The organism is Chondrinema litorale (assembly GCF_026250525.1).
Taxonomy (GTDB): Bacteria; Bacteroidota; Bacteroidia; order Cytophagales; family Flammeovirgaceae; genus Chondrinema; species Chondrinema litorale.
Map to the genome: position 1 here is coordinate 103608 of NZ_CP111048.1, position 13340 is coordinate 116947.

The window sequence follows — 13340 nt, forward strand, 5'->3', positions numbered from 1 at the left end:
AAAAAATATGAGCTTAAAAACAGAGGGAAATAAAACCTAAATATTAAATAAGATGTACAAGCTAAATCACTTGTAAATCCAAACTGATACTATTAAAACTGTTGTTAGATTATTGATTTTACAGGTTAAGGACAACTGATAATAAATGTTGGCAATGTAATTATGTCGTAACAGTTGTTATTGGAATGTATAAGTAAATAAATAAAAATAGCTCGTGTATTGGTGTGATGTTTATCTACTTTGCTAAAATTAGTTTTTTTTTAATATAGAACAAAAATCAATGCGTTTTTTTCAAAAAAAAGATTAAAATTTACAAATAATGGAAAATAAATCATATTTTTTGGTTAGTATAACAAGTATTTTTATCACTTATGATTCTTTGTAAAAGAACTAAGTATTTCCAATCTTTTAATACTAAAATCTTCAATTGGCATAATTGAATCTGTAATCTGTTTAGTTGCCAATTCTCCTAGAGCAGGCCCATGTTTAAACGCATGGCCAGAACCTCCACCCATTAGCCATACATTTCCACATTCGGGATGTTGATCTAATATAAAATTTTTGTCTGGTGTATCTGTATGTTGGCATACTTTACTAAACAGCAAAGGCGCATTTCTCATAAAACTAAATCGCTTTTCCATTAGATACCTCGCATGTTCGATCTCAGATTGCTGCACAATTCTCGGATCATATTCAGGATCAAAGTCACGAACTTCAAGCTGTGTATAGGCAAATTTAAACCCGTCTAAAACAGGGTCGTAAACACCATAGCTTCTTTCCTTATTAGCCTTATCTCTGTTCATCCAAACAGGAAAAGGTATCTTAAGTTTAGCTGCAAATTCTTTTGGTGGACTAAAGAAGAAAAGTGGTTGCCTTGTTACCATAAGTTTTCCATCAAATACATCTGGAAATAGTTTACCTAACCAAGGCCCATTAGCAAATACAAAGATATCTGCATTTAACTTTGTTCCATCTGGCAAAATCACTTCTTTCATCTTACCACTTTCAACTTTTCCGGGTTTTACCGATGCAAATTTGAAAGTACCTCCTTGTGTTTCTATTGAATTAGCTACTTGTTTGCAACTGTCTGCTGCTAATAAAAAACCAGCTTCTTTATCGTAAATAGCATGATCAAGGTCTTCTGTATTTATAAATGGATATAACTTTTTTAAATCCTTTGCCGGAATCTTGTCTAGTTTATATCCATTAGCTTCATACAATGCTCTAGATTCTTTTGCATAGTCGTAAACAGGCATTTCTGAGAAAATTAGCATGCCATTCTGATAGAACAACTTTTTACCAATTGCCTTTTGCTCCTGTTTCCATAATTCCATAGATCGCTTAGCCAGATTGAAATAGATTTCATTCTTGCCATACAGATATCTAATTAGGCGGGTTTCACCTCCAGAACTAGCATGAGGATTTCCAGCTCCCCAAGGATCGCACAGTGTTACATCGTAACCCGCTTTTAACAGAAAATAAGCGGTCCAACTACCCATAACTCCTGCACCTGCTACTACAGCTACAGGTTTTCTCTTTTTGCTGATATTAAAATTATTAATACCAGATGCCAGCGTGTTACCAGCCAGCAAACTGGCCGAAGCAGTTAAACTTTGCTTCAACCAGTTACGTCTGTCTAGCTTTCTACTCATGATTGTGGACGTAAAAGTAATTCGTCAATATCGTATTTAACTCCTGCTTTAAATGTGCTTACCACATTCCATGCATCAAAAATATTATTCAATGGATCTCCTTCTACAATTACAAAATCTGCCAATTTGCCTTCTTCTACTGTTCCCAAATCTTTGGCAACTCCAACGGCTTCAGCAGCTCTAATAGTAGCAGATTGCAATGCTTGATACGGTGATAAACCAGCATCTACAAACAATTGCATTTCTACGTGTAAACTTGTTCCGTAAGGAATAAAAGGTGAGTCTGTTCCTGCAGTAACTCTACCACCAGCCTTCACAATGTCGAAAACACCTTTTTGTACTCTTTCGAAATTATCGAGATAAGATGGAAATATCTTTAAAATACGACTCATAGATGCTTTTAATGAAGACACATATTGCTCTTCATACAAAACATTGAGCTGCCTGTTGGCATAAATTTCTGGATGTTTATCTGCCAAAATGTAGAAACCACCTTGCAAACCAATTGTTGGTGTAATATTCATTTGTGAACCAGTTAATAGCTGAACCACATCTCCATAAGAAGCTTTTAGGTTAGACTGCTTCATAGAATAACCTCTTCGGCTAGTTCCACGAATATGCTCTACTGCATCCACATTATATTTCATTGATGGAAAAATCTCATGCGAAGAAACCGGAATGCCTATCTCATGTGCACCTTCTGTAATAATTTTTTGAAGTGAATCGGGCATTCGTACATAGGTTTTTACCATGTCGTAACCTAGTTTACGAACACGCTCCATTTCCAAATCTAAATGCGAGCTGTAAATGATGCTGTTCGCCAAACCGTAATAAATTCTACTTCCATCTGTGAGACCACCAGTAAAAAACTCTCTTGGACCGGGGCGCTGTCCACTTGCCCAAGCTTCTTTTCTCTCCAAAGCATCGTATGGGTCGGCACCCGGCTCGCGAATGTTGGTAATGCCGTATGACAACCAGATTCTACCCAGTTTCTCTCCGACTGTAGCATGTTGGTGAGTGTGCATTTCGAAGAGTCCCGGAATAATCGTTTTATCACTGGCATCAATTACCGGAATATCATAATCATCTTTGTGAGCAACAATTTCACTGATTCGATTTCCTTTTACGACGATATCTACATTTTCTAAATAGGTTGAATCTTTACCGTTAAAAAGTTTACCTGCATGCACCACATATGCATCTTTTGGTACTGGTCTTTTCCAATCGAGATTTAGAGGAATATCTACTGCACTTCCCGCTGATACATCGAGTAATTTTAAATGATCTGTAGCCAGATACAAAATTTTCTTGCTATCTGCCGTCCAAGTTGGTGCTGATGATAATTCTTCTGTGAGTTTTTCTGGTTTGCCAGTTGGGTTTCCTTCGGCATCTACTGGCAATTGCCATAGCAAGCCATCTTGCACGTAGGCCATATACTTCCCGTCTGGTGACCAAGACGGTCCGTTTATATTTCTGATGGCTGGTGTTCTTCCTTCTTCGGGAGAAACATAACCTAACTCATCACCATCTGTAGTAATACGCAAAATTTTACTCAAGCCTTCTCTGTATCTGCTAGAGTATTTATCTAAGACCATAATAGCTAGTATCTTGCTATCTGCTGACCAACTTGGTTTACTCGGTACAAACCATGTATTTTCTAAAGACTTAACCGAAGCACTTGCTACATCTACAATTTGTAGCTCTCCGTAACCCCAAACATTTCTTTCATCTCTGGCAAAAAAGGCAATGCTTTTTCCATCTGGCGACCATACAGGAAAACCTAAATCCTTTTCTAAATCAACTAGTTTTTCAGATTTACCAGTTGTAAAATCTTTCACCCACAAATCCATGTTACCTGCCTTATCAGACAAATAAGCAAGCTTATTTCCATCTGGCGACCAAGTTGGGTCTATATCTACAAACTTATCATCAGTTAATTTTTCAGCAGATTCCGTTCCTTCTTTCTTTATATAAATATTACCCAAAGCGGCAAAGGCAACTGTTTTTCCATCTGGTGAGATGGCCGGCCCCATAATGCCCAGTGCAGGTTGCGATGAGGAATCGTTAAAATCGTATTGCTTTCTCTTATAATCTGGTCGGTTGAGTTGTACCGTTGCTTCGAATGGAATAGTTACTACGCCATCTTCACCAATAAATCTTTTCTTGATGTTACCATCGGAAGTATAAAATATTTCTTGATTATCTACCCAACTTGCTCTAAATGGAAATATATCTTCGTTGGTCGCTACAACTTTATCTGCGCTTACATCTCCAACTGTATGGTGTATTAACTCACTGTTTTTGTTGGTGTATGAACTAAAAATAATACTTTTTCCATCTGGACTCCATGAAGGAGATGCCACCGTTAGTTTTGATTCTACTTCTAAATGGTTGTCGCTACCATCAGCTTTCATCACATAAATACCTTTGCCATTTTTATTCTCAGAAACATAAGTAATTGACTGTCCATCGTCTGAGAAAGCTGGATTATATTCGTTTGCCGGATCGGTAGTTAAAGCTTTCAATTTGTTATTAGCAATATCTATTTTCCAAATATCATAATTGCCATTTCTATCAGACGAAAAAATAATACTTGCCCCATCTGCAGACCAGTGTGGTTCACGAGAATCAAATTCACCTTCTGTTACTTGTGTCAATTCTGTGCCATCGCTGTTCACTGACCAAATCTGATAATTGCCACTTTTATAAGATTGAAAAGTAAGCTTAGCACCGTCTGGCGACCAAGCAGGTTCGTGGCAATCGCCCATTGCATCGGTGATTGCTTTTGCACTTCCACCTTCTGCCGGCACCAACCAAATAGTACCTTGTAAGTCTATAGCTAATGTTTTTTTATCGGGAGATAAAACAGAAGCCATGTTGGTACCTTCTTTCAGTAAAATATCTTTGGTTGTTTCAGTAGCAATCTGTTCAGAAAGATTGGGTGTGGTAGTACATCTTGAGAAAGCAAAAAAAATTGCCAACCCAAAATAAATGTGGGGTAATCTTTTATGTAACATAAGAGTCTATAAATAATTGATCATTTAGCGTTGCTGAGAACTTTTGCAAGTTCTGAGGAAGATTATAATATGGGCTTATTGGCGTGCGGTTTTTTAAATAAAGAGGATTTATAGCAAATTAGCAAATGCAAGTTTTAAAAATTGAGATTTACTAAAGTCAAAATGGCTAGAAAAGTGGTGTTCAATGTTGTGTAGATTGATGAAAAAAGGCACTAAATATCTTAGTTTGCAACCATTAGAGATTTCTACACATTTTCTTATTATATGAAAATTTATCTAGTCTTTTTATTAACTACCATCATCCTTGTTTCTTCTAATATCAAAACTTTTGGGCAAGACAACTACCTAGTTTACAACAAAGAAATAATTAGTTGCGAGCAACTTATAGCTGAAAATAAATTCAGTCAAGCTATTGAGCATTATGAGACTCTATTCAAAAAATATGATTTTATTTTTTTACGAGATATTAAAGTTGCCACTCAGTTATGCGCATATGAAAAAGATTTTGAAGCTGGTTTTAAGTTTATCAGATTAGGAATTGCAAATGGATGGACATTAAAGAATATCTCAAAAGACAATAAACTTAAACTGTTTCATAAAAGTCCTGCTTGGAAAAATATTGAACAAGAATACGATTCACTACATAATCAATATCTTCTCAGGCTTAATATGGAATTAAAAGAACAAGTACATGTAATGTTCAAAAAAGATCAGAAAAAAGCATTCGGTGCATTTGTAAAAATTGGACAAAAAGCTAAAAGAAGATATTCAGAGAAAAAATTTGCCCCACATAGTGAAAAGCAAATGGAAAAATTGAATAATATTTTAGATCGATTTGGATATCCGGGTGAAAAACTGATTGGAAATGATTTATGGGGTTCAGTTATTTTGAGTCATCATAATTCAATTTCTGTAAAATATAATTTAAATGATACATTATATTCTAACTTAAAACCAAAGCTAATAGACGCTCTCAAAAAGGGAGAAATTTCTACATATGAATTTGCTGTAATAGCAGATTGGAGAATTGCAGCACTTAATCATCATTCTTTAACTTCATTTGGATTCCTTGGAAGCATACCGCATTCCGCATATCTAAAAGCTGTAAATAAGAACCGAGCAGAAATTGGTATGAGAAGCATTGAACTACAGAATAAATTGATTGGTATAGAAAATGACAAAGGCTTAAACCTCTACCTTCCTAAAGGATGGCAGAATGGAAAAATCACAGTTGAGAATTAAAAGATAAAATGTGAACCTAAGCAATTGTATAGCAAAATTGAAATACATCAATACTCACAATGGGAATAAATTCACATTTTATCTGATAAGCTAACCTATTTCTCAATACAATCTATTTTTTTAAATCAAATCACTCACTCCTAAGTGATTTAATCGGATTGGCTCGGGAAATTTTCCATGTTTCTATCACAACTGTAATTGCTGCTACTAATAAAACTGACAGTGCAGGAATAGCAAACAACCACACATTTAAATCTATTCTGAATGCATATCTTTCTAACCAATTGTTGATGATAAAGAAAGTGAGCGGAATGGCGATAATCATAGAAAACAACACCAATGAAACAAAGTCTTTAGAAAGTAAAAGGATGATTTGCCAAACTTCCGCACCTAATACTTTTCGCACGCCAATTTCTTTGGCTCTCTTGGCAATGGTAAAAGAAACCAAACCGAATAAACCCAAACAGGCGATTAAAATAGCGAAGCCTGTAAGCGTACCAAATACTTGCTGAAATTGCTCATCTGCTCGAAACTGTTTATCGTATTCTTGATCTAAGAAAAAGTACTCAAATGGGCTGTTAGGGTAATTTTTGTTATAAACTTCTTCTATCAAAGCCAGATTTGCTTTTATATCTCCGGCAGTAGTTTTTATACTGGTATAAGCAAGTCCTGAGTTTTCAGGCAAAAATATCATAGGCAAATAAGCTGATTTTGCACTTGCTTGATGGAAGTTTTTAATTACACCAACAATGGTGAGTTCTTTTCCCCAAAATTTTATTTGCTTGTCTATTACTTCTTCGGGATTTGCAATTTCCCACAACCTCACAGTTTCTTCATTTAGAATTACTTCGTCGTCTCTTTCTGCATTTTCAATAAAATTTCTTCCAGCCAATACTTCAATTTCCATAGTAGGAATAAAGCCAGCATCCATATGCAAAATGTAATAATTGAAGCTATTTTCTTTTGCTCCTACAAGTCTAACGGAGGTTGTAGTTCCCATGTCGTGTGCGGGTAATCCCGGAACACAACTTGAAGTTGCTACAGAAGTAAATTGGGCAAATTTCTCCAACTCATTTTTATAGGTTTGGTGATTTTTCTTTACCAAATCTCTATCGTGTGGTGAGGCAACAACAATGGTTCTTTCAATATTTAAACCCAAATCTTTTTCGCGCATATATCTCAGTTGTTCTTCGGCAGTGAGTGTTTGAATTAACAGAAAGATTGTAATGGCAAATTGAAAAATGACTAAGGATTTTCGCATAAATGTTCCTTTGGCAGAATGCGAAAATCTGCCTTTAAGAATAGATACCGGCTTAAATGAAGAAAGTATAAACGCTGGGAAAACTCCCGACAGTAGACTGTTTAAAATGATAATTGAAACTAAGACTAACCAAAATGTACTGTTCCCAATAAAGTGAAAGTCCATAGGCAAACCAGCCATATTCTTAAACTCACTAAAAGTTGCCAACATTAAAATGAGAGATAAAACACCTGCAAATAAGTTAATTAAGATCGATTCAGTTAAAAACTGAGTGCGAAGCTGAAACATCGAGGTTCCCAAAACTTTTCTAATCCCCACTTCTTTGGCTCTATCTAGCGAGCGAGAAGTTGAGAGGTTAATGTAGTTTACAATGGCGATAATAATTACCAAAAGCGCTACACCCAACAAGAAATAAACTGAAGTAGCATCACCATTTTTTTCGGGTTCAAAAGATTTATTGGAATATAGATGAATGTCTTTTACAGGTTGAGAAACCACATTTTCATCTCTCACTTTTTCATCATCTATTAAGCGTTTGGTAAAGGCTTGCATACTTAAGCCAAAGTTTGCCAAATTCGCTTTATCATTTAGTAAAAGATAGGTATAAGTGTTGTTTCCATTCCAATTGTCTTCTGTATCTCGAAACTGCACATTCATTGTTGGGTAAGAGATCAACATATTAAATTTTAAATGCGTATTTGGAGGACAGTCTTCAATAACACCTACAATTTTAAATGGTGTTTCTACACCTGCCATTTTCAATGATTCTCCTACAACATCTATTTTTCCAAAATATTTATAAGCTTGAGATCGGGTTAACACTGTTTCGTAAGCTTTGGTAAATACGCCTTTCTGGTTCCCTTGTATAAATGGATAATTGAACAAAGTGAAAAATGCGGGATCAACGCCATAGATATTAGATTCCCTAAAAAACTGATCATCTATTTGGATGGTTTTTTCTTCGTTGTGGTAAGCTCGTGTAAATTCTTCTACTTCGCTAAACTCCGCTTTCATTAATGGGCCAAGCGGTGGATAAGTCTCACAATCTTGATGGATTACCGTTTCGCCACTTAAATAGTCCAGCGTAACCCGCACCATTCTACTCGCTTGTGGATTATAATCTTCGTAACTCAACTCAAACTGTGCATATAGCATAATGAGCATGGCAATGGCCAAACCAACAGACATACCCAACACATTAATAAATGTATAAGCTTTGTTTCTTTTAAGTATTCTGAATGAGACTTTTAAATTGTTTTTGAACATACCGACACTAGAATATGGATTGACACTAAGGTTTTTTATTAATGAGGGGCGAATCAGTTTTACTGAATCCCAGATGTACTTTCGCGTAGCTTTTGTAGGAGAATGAATCTCTACATTATCTTGAAAAACTTCTTCCAAATCACCCTCTATCTCCTCCAGATATTCATTCTTTAAAAGAAGTTTTAAAATTTTTACTGGCCACCGAGGTGGATGATGATCAATAGAAGATGAATCTTTCATAGTAATTTTATAATTTGACAATAGGTATTTCAGCGCATGTTAGCCCATATTAAAACCCGGCTTAAATGAGGCAATGGCATCCCATAAGCTTACTCTAATTTCTTTTAGTTCTGATATTACTTTAAAAGCATAAGGTGTTGCTTCGTAAATTCTTTTGCGCTTTCCTCCCCTTCTGTTAGTAGCTTCACCAAATTCTGAGGTGAGCAAACCCTTTTCTTCCATTCTTTTTAAAGCAGACTGAATCGAACCCACACTCAAAGTTGAGTTTAGCCTATCTTCCAATTCTTTCTTAATGGCCACTCCGTAAGCTTCTTCTTTTAAGACTATCACCGTGAGTAAAACCAATTCTTCAAATTCTCCTAACTTCGTTATTTTCATGTTATATTATTCGTGATTGCAGTAAATATAGAGGATTAATATTTTATTCGCAATTGCAGTTTTTATTAATTTGAAAATTGATAATAAAAAAACACGCTACTTTTCGAGAAAAGCAGCGTGTTTTAAGTATTAAAAGATTAGAGTGAAATATCACCAGAAGTATTATTATCGAAAGTGTTATCATCCAAGTCGAGATCGTTGGCAGATTGTACAAAATCGATTCCCCAACCTCCGCTATCTTTAATGGTTGAATGATGAATTTTTAAATCTCCATCACAATGAATTACGATGTTACCTTGACCACCTGCATTATATAATTGCTCAGAACCTCCATCAGAAATTTCGCAGTATTCAAATACATTTTGAGAAGTACTAGAATTAATCCCTATTCCTTGCCAAGTGCCTTGCCCTTCAGTTGTTCCCCTAAAAATAATAGGATTATCTGCTACACCTACAGCATTAATTGAACCTGTTGTTGGAATACAATCTACCCCCGGGCTACCCAGTATCAACCCTGAAGAAGTTTCGAATTCAAATATTACTCCCGGTTCTATGGTGATCGCTTGCTCTACATAAACAGACCTGCCTGATTTACTTACCGCTATGCGATAGGGTACATCTAGACTTTTCACAGTTAATTCATTATCAGACAATGCTTCACCAGAAACAAGTATGTAGGGGTTTTCATTACCTGATAGATAAGTGCTTGTACTATCCAATTCACCAATATGCGGGAAATACATAAAAATTGGAGCTGCACCATTATCGGTTAAAGTATTACTTTCAAATTCATCCAACACGGCATCTTCATCTAAAACGTAAATGCCATATTCGCCACTTTCACTAATTGTTGAATTTTGAATGGTGACTTTACTATCGCATTGTAAGGTAATGTTGGCAAACTTATCACCTGCATTAAAAATCTTAGCAGCTCCACCACCAGAAATATTACAATATATCAGTTTGTTACTCGGACTAGATGAATTAATACCAATACCTACCCAACTGCCAGTTCCATCTGTTACTCCTTTAAATGTTATCGGGTCAGATGCTGTTCCCACTGCATTGAGAGAAGCTGAGGTAAGCGAACAATCTGTACCGCTCACTCCCATTCGCAAACCTGAGCCAGAAGTAAACTCCATTGTAACTCCTGGTTCTATGGTTAAAGCTTTTTCTACATAATATTTACTACCTTCTGTAAATCTGTAAGCTACATCAATCAATTTTACAGTTGCATCCACTTCGAGCGTAGCATTACTCACATCAACATAGGCCTGCACATTTCCACTTGCATAACTTGTTTCGCTATCTAACTTACCTATTTGATTAAAATCTATTCCAACTGCTGAGAGCTCATTATCACTGATAGTGTTTTCACTAAAATCTTCCAAATTGCTTTCTTCAGTAATAAACACTCCATAGCCATCATTTTCGGAGATTGTACAATGCACAATACTTCCGCGAGAATCATCTTTTTTAGAAAGTTGCACAGCTCCTTTCACACCAGATTGTGCCGATTCGGTTCTTCCTGCATGTTTTACTTCTACATATTCGAGACGGTTTTCAGGATTTGTAGAAGCAAAGTAAATTCCTTTCCAAACTCCTGTATTTTCACTAGTTCCCAAAAATTTTATTGGTTCATCTGCAGTTCCCACTGCTTTTAATCCTCCTCCATCGCTAGTAAAGATTCCGCTCTCATCACCTTCAAACTTTATAATAACTCCGGGTTCTATTGTGAGCAAAGCATTATTTGTTACTGAAATAGCACAGTTTACAATGTAATCTACAGCATCACCGCTTTCTACATCTTTCCAAGTTATAGAACTTGTTATTTCATTTTCAGAACAATCTATTTCAATTCCTGTAACTTCTTCTTCTACAGTAAAATCTGGTCCTGTAGCTGTTTGTGCTCTAACCGTAACTGTTATTTCTCCGGTAGTAGCTCCATCTGGAACATCTACTACAATAGTGGTTGTACTTGATGATTTTACAGTGGCATTTGTCGAATTAAACTTAACTGTGTTTTGAGAGGCTGTTTCACTAAAATTAGACCCAGAGATGGCAACTTCAGTACCTATTGGTCCAGAGGTTGGATTGATAGAAGTGATAATTGGTTGTGGTTCGGGTTCTTCTGTAGTATCATCATCTTTACAAGTACTAACAAAAAATAAGAATAAAATTATGAGTCCATTAACACTGCATATTCTTAAGGTTTTTGATAAAAAATAAATAGCATTCATTGCCCAAGAGGTTTGAGTTGAAAAAAATCATGATTTGGTGGTTTCGATATGATTGAAAGAAAAAAATGGCAAGCGCCATTTTTATTTACGTGGGCAAAAAATAAAGAGCCAGAACATCTAGCTCTTATTAACATAATTTAAATCATCTTGGCAAATTGCGGTATTTTAAGGGAAAATTAGTTTAGCTCTTCCAATATTTCCACTGCTTCTTCAGACTTATAATGTTGTGTATCTTTACTTATCTGCTGTAATAAAGATTTAGCTTTATCAAGCTGTTCACTTTTAATATAAAGTAATGCTTCGTACCATTGAGCTTGCTGTTTAAATTTTAAATCTTGTTGAGCCATATTAAAACTTGAAGCAGCTTCTGTGTATTTACCAATTTGCATTTGAGCAATACCTAGGTATAAAGCTACTCCTTTATTTTCGGTGTTTTTTACCAAATAGCCATTTAATTTTTCTGAAGCTGTCGCAAACTCTTCGTTATTATAAGCTTCCATTCCGGTAATAAGTAAAGATTCTGGACTTGCCTCTCCCCTACTGATAATCATATCTTCGTAAGCAACAAAATGCGATGCATACAAAGCATTGTTATCTGACTCAGTATTGTATAAAAATAAACCAGCCACCAACAGAAGTAAAATAGTAGCAGCTACTGCCAAATAACCCGGCCAAAATTTTATAATCTTACCCGTTGGCTTTTGTTTCTGCTGATACTCCTTTTCCCACTGCAACATATCTTCCTTAAATGCATCTACACCAATGCTATGGAGACCTGTTTCTAAAGTTTCAAACTCTTTCACCTCGGCTGCAAATTCGGCATCTTCTTCCAGCTCTTTTTCAATCAATGCTTTCTTCTCTATTGTGAGTGTGCCATTCAGGTAATCCTGAATCAACCTCTCTTTTGATGGCTCTTCCATAATATCTGGTTATTATAAATTTCCTGTCATAAGCGACTTTAATTGTTTCAAGCAAATAAATTTTCGCTTGGCGGCGATTTGTTCGGTTTTATAATTTAATCGATTTGCAATTGCATCCATCGAGAAATGCCTGAAATAGTAAAGCTCTATTACTGTTTTGCAAGGTTCGCCAATCTTTTGCAAGTATTCTTTTATGGTTTCTTTTAACCCAGCATTTTCATACTTAGCCATAATGGAATCGTCTAGCTCTGTATCTAAAAAATTCTCTTCTGGTGTATCAACAAATTTCTGTTTAGACTTAAAGTGTTCTCTCATTAGGTTTTTACCAATAGCAAAAAGGTATGTCTTTACACTGCTTTTAAGTTCGGTTAGTTTACCCTCTTTAATGTTGTAATAAAAAGCTATAAAGGTTTGCTGATATATCTCTACTGCCACATCTTCATCTAACCTAAAGTATTTGAGCGACCACTTTACAAACTCTTTTCTATGAGCATCATAAAGGCTTTGCAAATATTTTTGTCCACCAGTTCTAATCTCAGTTATTGCCTGATTACCACTTACAGTATCAACTGTCATCATATCAAAATGAATGTTGCGAATTTTACAGATTTAATTTAAACATTTTTATTTAAAAAACCTTTCTTGTAAGCCTTCAAACAAAGAAAATGGCTATTTTATGTTTTAATCCGCATATCATCTTAATCGCATCCACATTACATTCAATTAGTAAAAATCTAATTCATACTTTGTTATTTAATGATTTTCAATTTACAGATGGACATATTCCATTAATTGTACCTGACTCAAAAAATATGATACTTAACTTGCTCAATATTTCCGGATAGTGGTGCAAAGCATTTTCTAGTTTCTCCCAAAGTGACTCGGTGGTAACAATGTACGGTTTGCCTTGTCTTATAATAGTTTGTGCCAATAACAAAGAACCCATGTTTAGATTAGGAAGCACGATGCTAGCTCCTGCTCTTGCACATTCGCTAATTGCCTTGTCCCAACCTTGCTCCAATACAAATACAGAATTTGCGATTATCTCTTCTCTTGTTAAAAATTGGGTTGTAGCCACCTTAAAGTTGATTTCAGTTGTTTTTGTAGTTTCCATTACTTTGTGT

General features: G+C 35.4%; 9 protein-coding genes. 1 reads left to right on the plus strand and 8 read right to left on the minus strand.

Annotated elements, in window-relative coordinates; genetic code table 11:
* Positions 1-365: 365 nt before the first annotated feature.
* The gene (locus OQ292_RS27710; RefSeq protein WP_284687539.1) at positions 366-1652 is read right to left on the minus strand and encodes an FAD-dependent oxidoreductase; all 1287 of its coding nucleotides are present in this window, start codon (positions 1650-1652) and stop codon (positions 366-368) included.
* Positions 1649-4633: a DPP IV N-terminal domain-containing protein gene (locus tag OQ292_RS27715; RefSeq protein ID WP_284687540.1), complete on the minus strand. Its 2985-nt coding sequence runs from the start codon at positions 4631-4633 to the stop codon at positions 1649-1651. The genes OQ292_RS27710 and OQ292_RS27715 overlap by 4 nt, the downstream gene beginning before the upstream one ends.
* Positions 4634-4933: 300 nt before the next feature.
* Between OQ292_RS27715 and OQ292_RS27720 the strand changes: the two genes are divergently transcribed.
* On the plus strand, positions 4934-5911 hold the full coding sequence (locus OQ292_RS27720; protein ID WP_284687541.1) for a hypothetical protein: 978 nt from the start codon (positions 4934-4936) through the stop codon (positions 5909-5911).
* A 130-nt stretch (positions 5912-6041) separates the two neighbouring features.
* On the opposite strand, the gene OQ292_RS27725 is transcribed toward OQ292_RS27720, so the two are convergent.
* The 6 genes from OQ292_RS27725 to OQ292_RS27750 form a co-directional block, all read right to left on the minus strand.
* Positions 6042-8678 carry an ABC transporter permease gene (locus OQ292_RS27725; RefSeq protein ID WP_284687542.1) on the minus strand — a complete coding sequence of 879 codons (2637 nt, stop codon included), beginning with the start codon at positions 8676-8678 and terminating at the stop codon, positions 6042-6044.
* A 39-nt stretch (positions 8679-8717) separates the two neighbouring features.
* The gene (locus OQ292_RS27730; RefSeq protein ID WP_284687543.1) at positions 8718-9056 is read right to left on the minus strand and encodes a PadR family transcriptional regulator; all 339 of its coding nucleotides are present in this window, start codon (positions 9054-9056) and stop codon (positions 8718-8720) included.
* Positions 9057-9193: 137 nt separating this feature from the next.
* On the minus strand, positions 9194-11296 hold the full coding sequence (locus OQ292_RS27735; protein WP_284687544.1) for an IPT/TIG domain-containing protein: 2103 nt from the start codon (positions 11294-11296) through the stop codon (positions 9194-9196).
* Between the two features lie 176 nt (positions 11297-11472).
* Positions 11473-12216: a tetratricopeptide repeat protein gene (locus OQ292_RS27740; RefSeq protein WP_284687545.1), complete on the minus strand. Its 744-nt coding sequence runs from the start codon at positions 12214-12216 to the stop codon at positions 11473-11475.
* A 12-nt stretch (positions 12217-12228) separates the two neighbouring features.
* Positions 12229-12795, minus strand: a complete 567-nt coding sequence (locus OQ292_RS27745; RefSeq protein WP_284687546.1) for a sigma-70 family RNA polymerase sigma factor — start codon at positions 12793-12795, stop codon at positions 12229-12231.
* Positions 12796-12979: 184 nt separating this feature from the next.
* Positions 12980-13330 (minus strand): hypothetical protein, encoded by a 351-nt coding sequence (locus OQ292_RS27750; RefSeq protein ID WP_284687547.1) that lies wholly within the window; start codon positions 13328-13330, stop codon positions 12980-12982.
* Between the last annotated feature and the right edge of the window lie 10 nt (positions 13331-13340).